The following is a 14,910-nucleotide window of genomic DNA, read 5'->3' as shown; positions in this document are numbered from 1 at the left end:
ATGTCGACGATCACCGCGCGGAACTGGAGCAACTGGTCGGGCTTCGTGCGCGCCGAGCCGAAGCTGATCGCCACTCCAACCGACGCCGGCGAGCTTGCCGATCTGGTGCGCACGGCACCTGGGCCGCTGCGGGTGGCGGGTGCTGGCCACTCCTTCACAGCGCTGGTGGCATCGCAAGGCTCGATCGTTTCCCTGGAGAAGATCGAGGGGCTGGTCTCGCACGACATACAAAGCCATCGCGCGCGGGTGCGGGCAGGGACCCGGCTCGGCCCGCTAATGCACATGCTGCACGGCATCGGCCAGGGCCTGCCAAATATGGGCGACATCGACCGCCAGGCGATCGGCGGCGCGCTGGGCACCGCCACCCATGGTTCCGGGCTGACGCTGGGCGCTTATCACACCCAGTTGGAGACGGTGCAGATCGTGGACGGGCGGGGCGAGTTGCGCGAATTCGATCGGACCCGCGACCAGGATATGATCCATGCGATGGGGGTCGCTCTCGGCGCCTTCGGCATCTTGAGCGAAGTCACGCTGAACAACATCGCGACCTACCGGCTGCGCCGCCGCAAGTGGGTGCTGCCGATCGCCGACATGCTGCGCGATTTCGAGACGATGATGGCCGCGCACCGGTCGGCCGAATTCTACTACATCCCGTTTTCCGGCTACGCGCAGTTCATCGCCAGCGACCTCAGCGACGCGAACCCGACCACCAGGCCTACCGAGCACGACGAGGCCGGCCTGGCGACGCTACGCAAGCTGAGCAGGGCGCTGCGCCGGCTGCCATGGCTGCGCCGCTCCTTGATCCGCGGCGCCGTGAAGAAAGTGCCGGCCGAGGATTATGTGCAGGACTGGCTCAACGTCTATGCCAGCGACCGGCAGACCAAGTTCAACGAGATGGAGTATCATCTGCCCTTCGAGGAGGGGCCGAAGGTGATCACGCAGATCATCGAGCTGACCGAGAAGCACTTTCCGGAAGTTTATTTTCCGATGGAGGTGCGCTCGGTGGCACCCGACATGTTCTGGCTTTCGCCCTTCTACAAGCGTCTGACCTGCTCGATCGCCATTCACCACGATGCCGCCAACGACCCTGAGCCCTTCATGCGGGCGGCCGAGCCGATCTTCCGCAGGCATGGCGGCCGGCCGCATTGGGGCAAGATGCACAGCCTAAAGGCGGCGGATCTCAAAAAGCTCTATCCGCGCTGGGATGATGCCATGGCCGTTCGGGGAGACATCGATCCCGAGAACCGTTTCGTCTCGCCCTACATGGCCGGCCTGTTCGGCATCGGCCAATGAGCGGCTATTTCACCGCGCTGTCGGATGCGTTGAGGGCGGCCGGCGTCTTTCAGCCTTGTCTCGTGCTCGACCGCGACCGGCTGGACCGCAACATCGACCTGGTGAAGCAGAGACTGGCGCCCGGCCTTGCCGTGCGGCTGGTCGACAAGTCGCTTGCTTGCCTGCCGCTGCTTTCGCACATCGCCGGGGCGCTCGGCACCCATCGCTTCATGACGTTTCATCCGTCGATCACAAGGGCCGTGCTCGACGCTTTTCCCGATGCCGACATGCTCTACGGCAAGCCGATGCCGGTCGGCGCGGCAAAGCAGGCGATTTCAAGCAGTACCGCCGACTGGTCGCGTATCTGCTGGCTGATCGACAGCGAGGAGAGACTGGCGGAATGCGGCGCTCTGGCCGCCGAACTGGACGTCGGGTTGCGCATCGCTTTCGAGATCGATGTCGGGCTGCATCGGGGCGGGTTCCCGGAACCGCGCGCGCTGTCGAAGGCATTGAACGCGCTGCCCGCCCGGCTGCGCTGCGAAGGCGTCATGGCCTACGAGGCGCACGCGCCGCACATTCCCGGTCTGTTCGGCGGTCCCAAAAAGGCGCTGGCAGAGGCGTCGCAGCGGGCCGCGGCGTTCATCGCGGCTCTCGGCGAGGACCAGCGCCGAATACTGAACATCGGCGGCTCGAAGACGGCACTGCTTCACCATGGCGGCATGGCCAACGAAGTGTCGATCGGGTCGGCCTTCGTGCTGCCCGGGGATTTCGACACGCCCGGCCTCGACGGCTTCCAGCCCGCGGCCTTCATCGCCACGCCGATCCTCAAGGTGGTCGAGCCGATGCTGCCAGGCCCGCCGGCGGTCACCCGCCTGCTGCAGACGGTCGGCCGGTTTCCGCGCAAGGGTTGCTATCTCTATGGCGGCAAATGGATGGCCGAACCGGTGTTTCCCGAAGGCATGAAGGCCAATGGCCTGCTTGGCCTTTCTTCGAACCAGCAATTCATGGGCCTGCCCGGCGATGCCACCACCAGGTCCGGCGACTACGTCTTCCTGCGTCCGACGCAAAGCGAGGCGGTGCTGCAGCAGTTCGGATCGATCGCGGTCTTTTCGGGCGACAGCCTCGTGGACCGCTGGCCCGCGCTGCCGATGGGGTAGGGCATGGTGCCTCGTTACGATGAGGCCAAACCAGACGCTTCGATGTAACAGACCGACCGACAACCCAAAGCCACGATGCGCTGGCGGCCAGCAGCCGCATGCTTGGAACAGTCAGCGAGCCTATCCGCCTCCAGACGGGGTCATCGTTGACCGGCCTTCTCGGCGAGATATCGAGTAGCCAACGCGATTGAATTGGGGATCGGTGTCGATCCTCTATAGTTGGCAATTTGGCGCCTGGAGATTTCCAACTGGAGCGCCATCCCCTCAAGCGAGAATTTCAGCAGATCGTCCATGATATGGCGGAATTCCCGGTTCTCCATACCAATTGAGGGCAGGGTATCGATCCATTCGGCTGACAACTCGATTCCCCCGTCCCACTCGATTGCATTGCCGTCTTCGTTAACCCGCATGGTTCCAAACAGCTCGTCATCGTCGCGAAGCGGAATGAAGTGTCGATGGCTATTCAACACTGGATTCAGGTCAACCGTATTGGAGCGGCCGTCTCGCCAGGTGATGCGCACGCGGCGGCCATCAATCATGGTGACCAAGGCGATCCTGGGGAGCGGATTGCCGACTGTTACGATATCGTCAACCATTGAGGCGGGTCCATTCATTGCGCAACTCCTCTTCATGCGAGTTAGCCCAAGCGATTACGGCATCGAGGTCTTTGCGACGCATTTGGCCACGCAACACGTTCCATGAGCCAATCCTGATCAGGACTTCATACTCACCCTTCAACGCGTGAAAGTGAGGCGGGTTATGGTCATCCGCAAAGACCTGAATCTTGATGCCGTCGAGAACCTTCAAAGTGGGCATGTGGCTGTTCCATCGCGCCAAATTTAATGCAGAGGGTGCACTAAATCAAGCGAAAGTGCACTGGGTGCACCAAAGCGTCGCATTTCATCAGTTTGATCGATATTGCGCGTGACGTAAATCGACGACCCCGGCCCTGCGTTCTCGTCCGCGCGGCCGCCGTTGTCGCTACCGGATTGAGCTCGGACGGTCGCGCCGAACGGCCGGCCTTGGGTAGCGTTTCAGCGGTAGCGCGCCTGGTTCCAGCGGTGGCCAAGCAGCGACAGGATGATGATCAGCCCGTTGAAGAACTGCACATAGAAGCCGCTGAGGCCGGCAGCGACGACGCCGGTCTGGATGAACGCCACCGTCAGCGCGCCGATCGCGCCGCCAAGCACGGTACCGATGCCGCCCCAGGTCGGCGTGCCGCCGACGAACACCGAAGCCAGCACCGGCAACAGATAGCCGTCGCCGGCGGTTGGCCACCAGGTGAAGTTGATCATCGTCGAGAAGGTGCCGCCGATCGCGGCCCCGATGCCGACGAAGACGAACACCTTGACCTTCACCCGCTTGACGTCGATGCCCATCTGCTGGGCGCTGTCGGGATTGTCGCCGACCACCTTCACCTGCGCGCCGAAGCGGTGGCGGTTGTAGAGCAGCGCGGCGAACACGACGAAGGCGAGCGCCCACAGGATCTGTACCGGAATCCCGTAAACCTGGCTGGAGAAGATCGTATAGGTCCAGCTTTGCCCGAGCGTCGGCAGCGCGGTCGACTTGCCTTCGTTGATGATCTGGATCAGCCCGCGCAGCAGGAAGTTCATGCCGAGCGTGGCGATCAGCGACGACAGGCTGCCATAGACGACCAGCACGCCGACTAGGAAGCCGAGCAGCATGCCGGTGGCGAGTGCTGCGACGATGCCGAGGAAGGGATCGTAGCCGGCCTGAACGACCAGCGCGAAAACCCAGGAGGCAAAACCCATCGTCGCCGGAAATGACAGGTCGATTTCGCCGGCGGTGACGACAAAGACCAGCGGCACGACCACGAACAGCGCGACCGGCAGCGTGGTCAGCACGGAGCTGTAAAGAAACCAGGTGGTGAACACCGTCGGATTGGCGATGGTGAAGGCGACCATCATCACCACGAAAACGCCGAGCGTGCCCAGCGCCGCGCGATTGTCGAGAACGAAGCCGCGCAGCAAATGATCCGACGGGTGCTTCCACGCCGCTTCGCCCATTTCGGTATGGGGCGAGGGAGCCTGGCGATTGGGCTCGGCGATGTTGCTCATGGCCTTGTGTCCTCCGCGCGCTGGGCTTCGCCCAAGCCGGGCAGTCCGCCGGGATGCGCGAGGTCTTCCATGAAATTGACGAGCGTGTCGGCCGACTTGATGTCGCGCTTGTCGGCCTGCAGCGCCACAGTGCCACGATCGAGCACGACGAAACGGTCGGCGATGTCGAAGACATGGTGGATGTTGTGGCCGATGAACAGGATCGAGCGCCCGCTCGCCCGCACCTGGCGCACGAAGTGGAAGACCTTGGCGGTTTCGGTCAGCGACAGAGCCGTTGTCGGCTCGTCGAGGATGATCAGGTCGGCCTGCTTGTAGATGGCGCGCGCGATCGCCACGCCCTGGCGCTCGCCGCCGGAAAGCTGGCCGACGACGGACTGCGGTGTGAACACTTTCGAAGTGAAGCCGATCTCGCGCATAAGCCGGCTCGCCTCCCTGATTTCGGTGCCGACTTTCAGCCAGCCGAGGAAGCCGGTGAGTTCGCGTCCCATGAAGATATTGCGCACGATGGTCTGCTGCACGGCCAGCGCCCGGTCCTGGAACACGGTCTCGATGCCGGCGTCGCGCGAGCGCGCCGCGTTCCAGCCGGTGACCGGCTTGCCGCGAACGAGGATCTCGCCGTTGGTCGGCTTGACCGCGCCGGCGAGGATCTTGATCAGCGTCGACTTGCCGGCGCCATTGTCGCCGATCAGTCCGACCACCTCGCCGCGGTCGACGCTGAGATTGACCCCGCCAAGCGCGTAAACCTGGCCGTAGGATTTCGTGATGTCGCGCAGTTCGATGATGCGTTCGGCCATCGGGTCCTCGCTTGCTTGTCGCATGCCGGGCCTCGCCGGCGGTCCCGCCGGCCGGGCCTGAGCCCCCGGCCGGCGGCTTGGGAGGTCAGCGCAGTGCCTGCTTGGCCAGTTCGGCGACGATCTTGTAATTCTCAGGCGTGACGAAGCCGGCGCCGGTATCGACATTCATCGGTGCCAGCCCCAGCACCACTTGCTGGCAGAGGCTGAGGATCGGCAGATAGCCCTGCATGAACGGCTGCTGGTCGGCGGTCAGTTGCACCCAGCCGCCCTTGAAGGCTTCCACGATCTGCGGGCTGGTGTCGAAGCCGAAATTGAAGATGTCGCCCGGCTTCCGGCCCGCCGCCGTCATATAGGTCTGGACGTTGCCGAGCATCTGTCCGCCGGGGTAGCCGACGGCCTTCACGCCGGGGTTGTTGAGCAAGGCGGCGGTGATCACCGGGATCGCCAGATTCGGATCGGCTGCCCATTCGGTTGCGGAATTGATTTGAACGACATCGATGCCGGCCTCTTTCAAGGCGGAGACGGTTCCTCGCTCGCGGGCGCCGCGGCTCTCGTTCTCGAACGGGCCGATCATGATCGCCTTGTCACCGGCCTTGAGCTTGGCCAGCTTGAAGGCTTCCGCGCCGAGCGCGCGGCCCTGCTGTTCCTGCTGCGCGCCGACATAGCCGCCGCCGAAGGCCGTCACCACCGTCGGCACCGGCACGTTCTGGTACATCATCTTGATGCCGTCCTTATGCGCCTGTTCGGCCAGCGGCATGATGGCGGCGTCGCCGGGGTGGCCCATCATGGCAATACCGTTGGGCTTGACGGCGACCGCCTCGCGCAGCTGCTGGACCATTTTTTCGATGTCCCAGCCTGAGAAGATGTAATCCACTTTCGGTCCGAGATCGGCCGCAGCCTGCTTGGCGCCATTGTAGACAATGGTGCCGAAAGCGTCGCCCTCGGCGCCGCCGACGAAGAAACGGATGTGGACGTCCTTGCACCATTGCGCGTCGAGCGCCTGTGCCGGCAAGGTGGAGATGGCGGCGGCGAGCGCCGTGGCGGTCGCCACCACGGTCGTGCGCAGAAGTGTCGTTCTCTTGGCGATGCTCATGCACGTTCCTCCCTTTTGTCCTCGCGAGCGAGGGTTTCGACATCTGCTTCGGCAATCCCGTCCGGCTCCTCCCGCCGGCCAATCCTCACGTCGGGTTCGGCAGGTAGCTCAGGCCTCCCCTGCATTGCTGGAGGTATTCCAGCGCGCGGACCTGGCCTGTCATTTCAAGATCGTCGCGATAGACCGGGTCGTGCCAACCTTCGATGTCGATGGCGCCCTTGTATCCGGCCAGCCGCAATTCGCTGATCACCCGCGTCCAGTCGCTGTCGCCGAAGCCGGGCGTGCGCATCTGCACGAAGGGCAGGCGGCCGAAGACGCCGTGCTCGCGTATGACATCCCAGCGCACCGTCGCGTCCTTGCCGTGGACATGGAAGATGCGATGCGCCCATTTGCGGATCTGCGGGATCGGGTCGATCAGATAGACCAACTGATGGCAGGGCTCCCATTCCAGACCCAGATTCTCATCCGGCAATTCGTTGAACATCAGTTCCCAGGCGTCCGGATTATGGGCGATGTTCCAGTCGCCGGCGGCCCAGTTGCCATCCATGGCGCAATTCTCGAAGGCGATGCGCACGCCCTTGTCGGCCGCGCGTTTGGCCAATTCGCCCCAGACTTCGCGGTAGCGCGGCAGGCTGTCGGTCAGCGGCTTGCCGCGGATGCGGCCGGTAAAACCGCTGACCAGATTGGTGCCGAACAGATGCGCGCTGTCGATCGCCGTTTCCCAGGCCTTGAGCACGCCGCGGTCGGTGTCGCCGCTCTCGAGTGGATTGCCGAACACGCCGATCGAGCTGACGCTGACATCGGCATCGCCGATCGCGTCGCGGATCTCGCCGGCGAGCCGCCCCAGGTCCTTGCCGCCCAGCGTCTGCCAGAAGAAGGGCTGGACGCTCTCGAAACCGAGCGGCAGGATCTGCCTGACATAGGCGGCCGGGTCTTCGAGATTGGCCCGCACCATGGTGCCGATCCTGATGTCGAGAAGCGGGTCCGCCATGGTCATCCTTCCTGCCTGGGGATTTCGATCCGGCGCCCGGTCTCGGCGCTTTCGATCGCCGCGAAAACCATGGCCAGGCTCTTGATATTGTCGGCGCCGCGCGTCTCCGGCTCGGTGCCGGTTTCCACGGCGCGGACGAAATCTTCCATGACGCCGAGATGCCCGCCGATGCGGTCGGCAGGGTCGAGCGGCGGCACCGCTACCGACACGACCTTGTCGAGCAGGCCTTCGCGTTCCGGCAGCACGGCTTCGGCCTTCAACTCGTCATGACCATCCCAGGTCAGGCTGCCGCGTTCGCCGACGATGCGCCAACTGCCTTCCCAACTGGTGCGGAAACCGTCGGCGCACCAACTGCCGCGATAGGTGAACATCTTGCCCTGGCCGAGCTCGAAGGTGGCGCTTGCCGACGATCCCTGCCGGTACCAGGAATTGGCCGGCTCCCATTCCCGGCAATACACTTCGGTCGGCTCGCCATCGACCATGTAGCGGGCGGCGTCGAATGTATGGATCGCCATGTCGAGCAGCAGCACATGGCGCATGCCTTCGCGGAAACCGCCGAAATGCGGCGCAATGAAAAAATCGGCATGGATGCTGGTCGCAGCGCCGATGGCGCCGGAGCCGAGGAAGCGCCGGATGCGCCGGACGTTGGCGACGTAGCGGCGGTTCTGCACCACGGCATGGATGCGCCGGGCGCGCCGCGCATCGTCGATGATGGCGCGCGCATTGTCCGGGCTGTCGGCCAGCGGCTTTTCCGTCAACAGATGACAGCCATGGGCAAAGGCCGAATTCGCCACGGCGCGACGGGCGGCAGGCACGACCACGTCGAACACCGCATCGGGTCTGGTCTGGGAGAGAACGACGTCGAGATCGGTCCCGATCGCGACCCCGGCGAGGTCGTATTCGCGTGCCCGCTGGCGCGCCCTGTCGGCGTCGAGGTCGACGAGACCGACGATCTTGACGGCAGGGGATTGGCTGATGGCCTCGAGCCAGGTTTTGCTCATGGCTCCGCACCCGACCAGGACGACGTGCATCATCCAGCGCTCCTCCGGCCAACCCCTCCTGGCTGGCACCCACGGCAGTCCGTAAATGACTTCCGTAAACGTTTACGATGACACACCCGATGGCATATATTGTCAATCGGATTTGTACCGTCGGCTCTGAAACGCCTTGGCCGCACGACCGGCTGGTGCTAGCCAGAAGCAGGAGGGGGAGGTCTTGGCGTCCAGCATTCACGATCTTGCGCGGCACCTGAACATTTCGATCGGTACAGTCTCGCGCGCGCTTAACGGGCGCGCCGACGTGAACGCCGAGACACGCCAGCGCGTGCTCGAGGCGGCCCGGAAGCTCAATTATTCACCGAACCACTCGGGCAGGAACTTACGCCGCGGCACCACCCATGCCGTGGCTTTCATGCTGCAGCCGCATCCGGGCGACCAGCAGTATGGCGAGCCGTTCTTCATTCCGTTCCTCACCGGACTGCAAGCGACATTGGCCGAGTGCGGGCTGGACCTGATCATCGTCATGGGCGCGCCGGCGGATTATCAACAGGAGCGGCTGCGCCGCGTCGTCGAGACGCGTCGTGCCGATGCCGTCGTACTGGCCTGGACGCGGCGCGAGGACGATCGCATCGACTATCTGAGCAAGGCCGGCTTTCCCTTCGCGACGCTCGGCCGAAGCCGGTCCGGCGACGACAGCTATCCCTCTCTGGATCTGGATTTCGAGAAGGCGGGCGCCGATGCGGTCGACCGGCTGGTTGCGCGTGGCCACCGCCGCATCGCCGCCATCCGGCCGTCGCTTGACCTGAATTTCGGTTATCTGTTTCTGGAGGGTTATTGCAAGGCGCTGCGGCGGCACGGCATCGAAGTCGATCCCGGCCTGATTGTGGACGGTTTTATCAACGAAGCCGGTGGCTACGCGGTGACACCGCAAGTCATGCGGTCGAAGGATCCGCCGACCGCGATTATCTTCAACAACGACTCGATGGCGCTCGGCGGCTGCAAAGCGCTCGCCGAAATGGGGATCAAGCCCGGGCAGGATGTCGCGGTGATCGTCATCGTCGACACGCCGCTCTGCCGTTATTTCTCGCCGGCGCTGACCGGCTTTCGTCCGAGCCTTGACCCGATGGGGCGGCGGCTCGGCGAAATCCTGCTCGCCTCGCTCCCGGCTTTCGCCGGCGCGAAAGGGCCAGAGATCATTCGCGAGGTCTGGCCGCTGGAACTGGTGGCGCGCGATAGTGATTGACCACACGTTTGTATCGTTATAACAGAACATGCATCGACCTTGCCTCGACGCTGCCTGCATCCTAGGCTGCGACTCGTGATGGTCCCCGCGCCGCAAGGCGAGGGGTGAAAAGGGAACATGGTGAGGCCCGATTTTCGGGTCGAAGCCATGGCTGCCCCCGCAACTGTAAGCGGCGAGCAAAATCCGAGAAGCCACTGGCCGGCAAGGCTGGGAAGGCAGGATGGCGCAACGACCCGCGAGCCAGGAGACCTGCCATCTGCATGGGTTGACCGGACGGGGTGTGCCGGGAGGAGACGCGGGGTTCGGTCTTGTCGACCGGTTCAAGCCAGCTTCCTTCCGTCGCCATTTTTGAAAGTGACGGAAGTTGGACGGCTCCATCGATCGCATTCACTGCATTCCCATGCATCGCATCATCGTGTGCACGCTTTGCCGCGATATCGCCACCGAGGTGAATTCAGGCCAGCGTCCGGCAGGATTGGCAAGCAAGACGCTGGCCCGTATTCCGGCAGGCCCTGCAAGGAATTGCCCATGACCGCGCCGCTTCTCGAGGCCCGCGACCTGGCCGCGGCGGCGGATGGCCTGCATCTGGTGCATCCGGTCAGCCTTTCGGTGGCGGCGGGCGACCGTCTCGCCATCATCGGTCCCAACGGCGCCGGCAAGACGACATTGCTGCGCATGCTGTCGGGCATGCTGCGGCCGAGTTCGGGCGAAGTGAAGCTCACCGGGCGCCTGCTGGACAGGATTTCGACCGCCGAGCGGGCGCTGCACATCGCCGTCGTCGGCCAGACCGATCAACCGGATCCACGGCTGGCGGTGATCGATTATGTCGAGCTCGGCCGGGTTCCGCATACCGGCCGCAGGCACAGGAGCGAGGAACGCGACATTGTCGTCGAGGCGCTGCGCCGGACCGGGCTGTTGCCGCTGCTTGGCCGCACCATCGGCTCGCTGTCGGGCGGCGAGCGCCAGCGCGCCCAGCTTGCCCGCGCCATCGCACAGGAGCCGAAGATCCTGTTCCTCGACGAGCCGACCAACCATCTCGACCCGCGGGCGCGCAGCGAGTTGCTCGAACTGGTTGCAGGCCTCGGCATGACCGTGATCGCGGTGCTGCACGATCTGGCGCTGGTGACGCCTTTCGCCACCAGGGTCGCGGTGATGGGCCATGGCCGGTTGCATGTGCTGGCGCCGCCACGCGAAGCACTCACTCAGCAGCTGATCCGCGAGATCTTCGGTGTCGACGTCTTTAGGTTGCGCCACCCGACGGAGGACCGCGAGCTGACGGTGTTCGAGGTTCCGAACCGTGCCGCGCATCTTCGTGAGCGCAGATCCAATTCCCGTGCAACGAAGGAGCAACATCCGTGAAACGCCTTGCCGTATCTCTTGCCTTCTCCCTGCTGGCCTCTACGGCCTTCGCCTTTCCGGTGACGGTCGACAGCTGCGGCAAGTCGCTGACCTTCGACGCGCCTCCAAAGCGCGCTGTCATTCACGATCTCAACATGGCCGAGATGGCCTTCGCCCTGAAGCTGCAGCCGTCGATCGTCGGCCTGACCGGCATCACCGGATGGTACAAGGTCGGCCCCGAATTCAAGGCCGAGCAAGGCTCGATCCCGGAACTGGCGCCCAAATATCCGACGCTGGAAAACCTGGTCGCTGTCGAGCCCGACTTCTTCTTCGCCGGCTGGTATTACGGCATGAAGCCGGGCGGCGAGGTGACGCCCGATACGCTGGCGCCACACGGCATCAAGACCCTGGTGCTGACGGAAAGCTGCGTCCATCTCGACAAGAACCGGCCTGCCGCTTCGATGGACCTGCTCTATGGCGATGTCGAGAAGCTGGGCAAGATCTTCGGCAAGGAGGCCGAAGCGGATAAGCTCGTCTCCGGCTGGAAGGCGCAGCTCGCCGAAATCGCCGCAAAGGTCGGCGACCGCAGGGGAACGCGCGTCTTCCTCTATGATTCCGGCGAGGACAAGCCGTTCACATCAGGCAAGTTCGCCATTCCCAACGCCATGATTTCCGCGGCCGGCGGCGACAACATCATGGCCGACATGGACACCAGCTGGGGCAACACGGATTGGGAGACGGTGGCCTCGCGCAATCCGCAATTCCTCATCCTGCTCGACTATCAGGATGGCGGCGGCTACCGGAAGCTGCTCGATTTCCTGAAAGCGCATCCGGCAATGAAGGAGATAGACGCGGTCAAGAACGAACGCTTCGTGGCGCTTCGCTATGCCGAACTGACACCCGGACCGGCCAACATCGAAGCGATCGGCAAGATCGCCAGGGCGATGCATCCGGAAGCATTTTAACCGGGAAGATGACTTTGCGGCACAAGGCATTCGTATTGGCCATGATGGCGGCCGCGTCGGCTATGGCCGCGCTCGCGCTGCTATCGATCGCCTATGGTTCGACGATGATCCCGCTGGGCGACGTCGTTGCAGCACTTGGCCATGCGATCGGATTGAAGGGGCATGACGTGTCCGGCCCGGTCGGCAGGATCGTCGTCGACCTCAGATTGCCGCGCACCATCCTGGCCATCTGTCTCGGCGGCGGCCTGGGCGTGGTCGGCGCGCTGTTGCAGACGGTGACGCGCAACGATCTTGCCGATCCGTTCCTGTTCGGTCTCTCGTCGGGAGCCGCCGCCGGCGCTGTCTCCGTCATCACCGTCTTCGGCGACAGTTTCGGGATCTGGACGCTACCGATCGCCGCGTTCACCGGCGGTATTCTGGCGGCTTGCGTTGTGCTTTTGCTGGTTGCGCGGGTGAGGGGACAAGGCCCCGAACGGCTGATCCTCGCCGGACTTGCGGTCTCCTTCATGTTCACCGCATTGACCAATTACCTGGTCTTTGCCGGTGACCAGCGCGCCGCCCATTCGGTGCTGTTCTGGACGATGGGCGGGCTCGGCCTGGCGCGGTGGGACAATATCTGGCTAGGTGCGCTTGGGGCCGGCACGATTGCGGCGTACGGGCTGTGGAATCATCGCCGGCTGGACGCTTTCCTGGCCGGCGAAAATGCCGCCGAAAGTCTTGGCGTGCCGGTGGCGCGAATGCGACGGACGACGTTTCTGGTCGCCGCGTTTTCGACCGCGATCCTGGTTTCGGTCGCCGGCGTCATCGGCTTCGTCGGCCTCATGATCCCGCATCTGTCGCGGCCGCTGGCTGGTCCGCTGCATCTGCGCCTGATCGTAAGTTGCGCGCTGTTCGGGGCGGTCCTGTTGCTGGCAAGCGACCTTCTGGCACGCACATTGCTGCCGCCGCAGGAACTGCCGATCGGCATCATCACCAGCTCGCTCGGCGCCTTCTTCGTTGTCACCATGCTGATCCGTAACCGCTTGTGATGGGTGTAGCGGCAGCCGAAAATCATCGGACGCAGCCATGATTGTGCTGCACGGCTGCCATGCACGTTTGCTGGCTTCTGGAACAATGCCGGACTTGAATGATAAGCACGCTTATTATATATGCCACTCATGGTTTCCGAAGGCGTAGACAGATTGGGATTTTTGATCCACGACGTGCAGCGGCTGATGCGAAAGCGCTTCGAAGCGCGCGCCAGCGGCCTTGGCCTGTCCTCGGCGCAATGGCGCCTGATGGTTCGCGTCGCCAAGGAAGCGGGCGTTTCGCAGGCGCGGCTTGCTGAACTGCTTGAAATCGAGCCGATCAGCGTCTCGCGGCTGGTTGACCGGATGGAGGAGGGCGGCTGGATCGAGCGCCGCTCCGACGCCGCCGACCGCCGCGTGCGCATGATCTTCCCAACTCCCAAGGCAAGTGCCGCGTATGCGGAGGTCAAGAGCCTCGCCGGCGAAGTCTATGAGGAGTCGCTGACCGGCGTTTCGCCGGACGATCGCCGCGTCCTGATCAGGGCATTGGATGCGATGGCACAGAATCTCGCGGATGGCGATTCACCGTCCTGCGACAAGGTCAAGAATACGGAAGGCGCAGCAGCATGAACGCGGTAGCCAAGGTCGACGAAAACGCCGCCAAAGTGGAAATGGAAGCGCCGCAGCAGCCGGCCGCGGCCCCTGTTACAATGACACCTCCGGCAGAGCCGGCGCCGGTGCCAAAGAAGAAGCGCCGTCTCGGCCGCTTCTTGTTGATGTTCGCACTGCCGGCGGCGTTGGTCATTGGTGGCGGCTATGTCTGGGTCACTGGAGGGCGCTACCAGGAGACGGAGAACGCCAACCTGCAGCAGGCCAAGGTATCGATCGCCTCGGACACGGCGGGCCGCATCGTTCAGGTTGCGATCTCGGACAATCAGAGGGTGAAGCAAGGCGATCTTCTCTTCGCCATTGACCCCGAGCCTTACCGAATCGCACTTGCGCAGGCCGACGCGGCGGTGGCCGCCGCGCGGCTCAACGTCGAACAGCTGCGCGCCGCCTACAGCCAGGCCATGGCGCAGGAGAAATCCGCCAGCAGCGAAGTTGCCTATGCCCAGTCGCAATACGACCGTGCCGCCGATCTCGCCCAGAAAGGCATCAACGCCAAGTCTTCGCTCGATGAGGCCAGGAACGATCTCGATAAGGCAAAGCAGCAGCTTGCCGTCGCCCAACAGGGCATCGTCAGCGCCAAGGCGGCGCTGGGCGGCAATCCCGATATCGAGACCGACAAACATCCGACCGTGATGTCGGCGCTCGCAGCGCGCGACAAGGCTGCCTACGACCTGGCGCAGACCACCGTGAAGGCGCCTGCCGATGGCGTCGTCTACCAGGCCGCGTCCTTCAAGGTCGGCCAGTATGTCGGCTCCGGCACGCCGCTGTTCTCGCTGGTCGAGACCGGCGATACCTGGATCGACGCCAATTTCAAGGAAACACAGCTGACCAATATGAAGCCGGGCCAGAAGGCAGAAATCGTGGTCGACACCTATCCGGGCAGGACCTTCGAAGCGACCGTCAAGGCTATCGGCGCCGGCACCGGAGCGGACTTCTCGCTTCTGCCCGCCCAGAACGCTACCGGCAACTGGGTCAAGGTCACCCAGCGCATTCCGGTCCGCCTGGAGCTGAGCGATCCCGACGCCAAGATGATGCTGCGCACAGGCATGAGCGCGGCCGTTACCGTCGACACGGGCGTGGCGCGCGGCCTGCCTGGCATTTTCGGCCACGCCACGGCTGGCGAGGTCGCGAAGTAAATCAGCGGAAGCCCGCGGGGATCATGCGGGTGGACGCACTGAGCAGGGGGATTGGTCTGATGGGAGGAGTTAAAGGGTCAGCCTTCGGGGCAAACCGCATCGCGGCTTGATCGAAAGCTGAAATCTTCGACACGGACCCGTCGGTCCTCATGTTTCCGGGCGGCAGGCA

At 63.9% G+C, this 14,910-nt stretch carries 15 protein-coding genes and 1 riboswitch; of the genes, 8 read left to right on the top strand and 7 right to left on the bottom strand.

Going from position 1 to position 14,910, the window contains the following annotated elements:
• Positions 1–1,293 (top strand): D-arabinono-1,4-lactone oxidase, encoded by a 1,293-nt coding sequence (locus tag FJ940_RS09120; protein ID WP_140656223.1) that lies wholly within the window; start codon positions 1–3, stop codon positions 1,291–1,293.
• A complete protein-coding gene (locus FJ940_RS09115; RefSeq protein WP_140656220.1) occupies positions 1,290–2,429 on the top strand; it encodes an alanine racemase in 1,140 nt (379 codons plus the stop codon). Before FJ940_RS09120 ends, FJ940_RS09115 begins: the two co-directional genes overlap by 4 nt.
• 140 nt (positions 2,430–2,569) lie before the next feature.
• On the opposite strand, the gene FJ940_RS09110 is transcribed toward FJ940_RS09115, so the two are convergent.
• From FJ940_RS09110 to FJ940_RS09080, 7 genes are all read right to left on the bottom strand, one after another.
• Complete coding sequence (locus tag FJ940_RS09110; protein WP_181169911.1) at positions 2,570–3,025, bottom strand: DUF2442 domain-containing protein; 456 nt, start codon at positions 3,023–3,025, stop codon at positions 2,570–2,572.
• Positions 3,018–3,245: a DUF4160 domain-containing protein gene (locus tag FJ940_RS09105; RefSeq protein ID WP_140494264.1), complete on the bottom strand. Its 228-nt coding sequence runs from the start codon at positions 3,243–3,245 to the stop codon at positions 3,018–3,020. The genes FJ940_RS09110 and FJ940_RS09105 overlap by 8 nt, the downstream gene beginning before the upstream one ends.
• A gap of 218 nt (positions 3,246–3,463) precedes the next feature.
• Positions 3,464–4,507, bottom strand: coding sequence for an ABC transporter permease (locus tag FJ940_RS09100; RefSeq protein WP_140557115.1), 1,044 nt, complete (start codon positions 4,505–4,507; stop codon positions 3,464–3,466).
• The gene (locus FJ940_RS09095; protein ID WP_140560600.1) at positions 4,504–5,301 is read right to left on the bottom strand and encodes an ATP-binding cassette domain-containing protein; all 798 of its coding nucleotides are present in this window, start codon (positions 5,299–5,301) and stop codon (positions 4,504–4,506) included. The genes FJ940_RS09100 and FJ940_RS09095 overlap by 4 nt, the downstream gene beginning before the upstream one ends.
• Positions 5,302–5,386: 85 nt before the next feature.
• Positions 5,387–6,394, bottom strand: a complete 1,008-nt coding sequence (locus FJ940_RS09090; RefSeq protein WP_140565111.1) for a substrate-binding domain-containing protein — start codon at positions 6,392–6,394, stop codon at positions 5,387–5,389.
• Between the two features lie 85 nt (positions 6,395–6,479).
• Positions 6,480–7,385 carry a sugar phosphate isomerase/epimerase gene (locus tag FJ940_RS09085; RefSeq protein WP_181169909.1) on the bottom strand — a complete coding sequence of 302 codons (906 nt, stop codon included), beginning with the start codon at positions 7,383–7,385 and terminating at the stop codon, positions 6,480–6,482.
• A gap of 2 nt (positions 7,386–7,387) precedes the next feature.
• Positions 7,388–8,419: a Gfo/Idh/MocA family oxidoreductase gene (locus tag FJ940_RS09080; protein WP_140494256.1), complete on the bottom strand. Its 1,032-nt coding sequence runs from the start codon at positions 8,417–8,419 to the stop codon at positions 7,388–7,390.
• 181 nt (positions 8,420–8,600) lie between these two features.
• On the opposite strand from FJ940_RS09080, the gene FJ940_RS09075 reads away from it, so the two are divergent.
• The 6 genes from FJ940_RS09075 (at position 8,601) to FJ940_RS09050 (ending at position 14,741) form a co-directional block, all read left to right on the top strand.
• Positions 8,601–9,626 (top strand): LacI family DNA-binding transcriptional regulator, encoded by a 1,026-nt coding sequence (locus FJ940_RS09075; protein WP_140494255.1) that lies wholly within the window; start codon positions 8,601–8,603, stop codon positions 9,624–9,626.
• Positions 9,627–9,688: 62 nt separating this feature from the next.
• A riboswitch (cobalamin riboswitch) is annotated at positions 9,689–9,898 on the top strand.
• A gap of 256 nt (positions 9,899–10,154) precedes the next feature.
• A complete protein-coding gene (locus FJ940_RS09070) occupies positions 10,155–10,985 on the top strand; it encodes an ABC transporter ATP-binding protein (RefSeq protein WP_140656216.1) in 831 nt (276 codons plus the stop codon).
• Positions 10,982–11,929, top strand: coding sequence for an ABC transporter substrate-binding protein (locus FJ940_RS09065; protein ID WP_140494251.1), 948 nt, complete (start codon positions 10,982–10,984; stop codon positions 11,927–11,929). The genes FJ940_RS09070 and FJ940_RS09065 overlap by 4 nt, the downstream gene beginning before the upstream one ends.
• 8 nt (positions 11,930–11,937) lie before the next feature.
• The gene (locus FJ940_RS09060; RefSeq protein ID WP_181171752.1) at positions 11,938–12,957 is read left to right on the top strand and encodes an iron ABC transporter permease; all 1,020 of its coding nucleotides are present in this window, start codon (positions 11,938–11,940) and stop codon (positions 12,955–12,957) included.
• A gap of 129 nt (positions 12,958–13,086) precedes the next feature.
• The gene (locus FJ940_RS09055; protein ID WP_140495025.1) at positions 13,087–13,566 is read left to right on the top strand and encodes a MarR family winged helix-turn-helix transcriptional regulator; all 480 of its coding nucleotides are present in this window, start codon (positions 13,087–13,089) and stop codon (positions 13,564–13,566) included.
• Positions 13,563–14,741 carry an HlyD family secretion protein gene (locus FJ940_RS09050; RefSeq protein WP_140494249.1) on the top strand — a complete coding sequence of 393 codons (1,179 nt, stop codon included), beginning with the start codon at positions 13,563–13,565 and terminating at the stop codon, positions 14,739–14,741. The genes FJ940_RS09055 and FJ940_RS09050 overlap by 4 nt, the downstream gene beginning before the upstream one ends.
• Positions 14,742–14,910 lie beyond the last annotated feature (169 nt).

It is taken from the genome of Mesorhizobium sp. B2-3-7, from assembly GCF_006442695.1.
Taxonomy (GTDB): domain Bacteria; phylum Pseudomonadota; class Alphaproteobacteria; order Rhizobiales; family Rhizobiaceae; genus Mesorhizobium.
This window is presented reverse-complemented; position numbering and strand designations above follow the sequence as displayed.

Excerpts from the sequence above, each read along its gene's own strand:
- FJ940_RS09050 (WP_140494249.1), top strand. The coding sequence starts at position 13,563 with ATGAACGCGGTAGCCAAGGTCGACGAAAACGCCGCCAAAGTGGAAATG.
- FJ940_RS09095 (WP_140560600.1), bottom strand. The coding sequence starts at position 5,301 with ATGGCCGAACGCATCATCGAACTGCGCGACATCACGAAATCCTACGGC.
- FJ940_RS09100 (WP_140557115.1), bottom strand. The coding sequence starts at position 4,507 with ATGAGCAACATCGCCGAGCCCAATCGCCAGGCTCCCTCGCCCCATACC.
- FJ940_RS09070 (WP_140656216.1), top strand. The coding sequence starts at position 10,155 with ATGACCGCGCCGCTTCTCGAGGCCCGCGACCTGGCCGCGGCGGCGGAT.
- FJ940_RS09080 (WP_140494256.1), bottom strand. The coding sequence starts at position 8,419 with ATGATGCACGTCGTCCTGGTCGGGTGCGGAGCCATGAGCAAAACCTGG.
- FJ940_RS09105 (WP_140494264.1), bottom strand. The coding sequence starts at position 3,245 with ATGCCCACTTTGAAGGTTCTCGACGGCATCAAGATTCAGGTCTTTGCG.
- FJ940_RS09110 (WP_181169911.1), bottom strand. The coding sequence starts at position 3,025 with ATGGTTGACGATATCGTAACAGTCGGCAATCCGCTCCCCAGGATCGCC.
- FJ940_RS09055 (WP_140495025.1), top strand. The coding sequence starts at position 13,087 with ATGGTTTCCGAAGGCGTAGACAGATTGGGATTTTTGATCCACGACGTG.
- FJ940_RS09115 (WP_140656220.1), top strand. The coding sequence starts at position 1,290 with ATGAGCGGCTATTTCACCGCGCTGTCGGATGCGTTGAGGGCGGCCGGC.
- FJ940_RS09090 (WP_140565111.1), bottom strand. The coding sequence starts at position 6,394 with ATGAGCATCGCCAAGAGAACGACACTTCTGCGCACGACCGTGGTGGCG.
- FJ940_RS09120 (WP_140656223.1), top strand. The coding sequence starts at position 1 with ATGTCGACGATCACCGCGCGGAACTGGAGCAACTGGTCGGGCTTCGTG.
- FJ940_RS09085 (WP_181169909.1), bottom strand. The coding sequence starts at position 7,385 with ATGGCGGACCCGCTTCTCGACATCAGGATCGGCACCATGGTGCGGGCC.
- FJ940_RS09060 (WP_181171752.1), top strand. The coding sequence starts at position 11,938 with ATGACTTTGCGGCACAAGGCATTCGTATTGGCCATGATGGCGGCCGCG.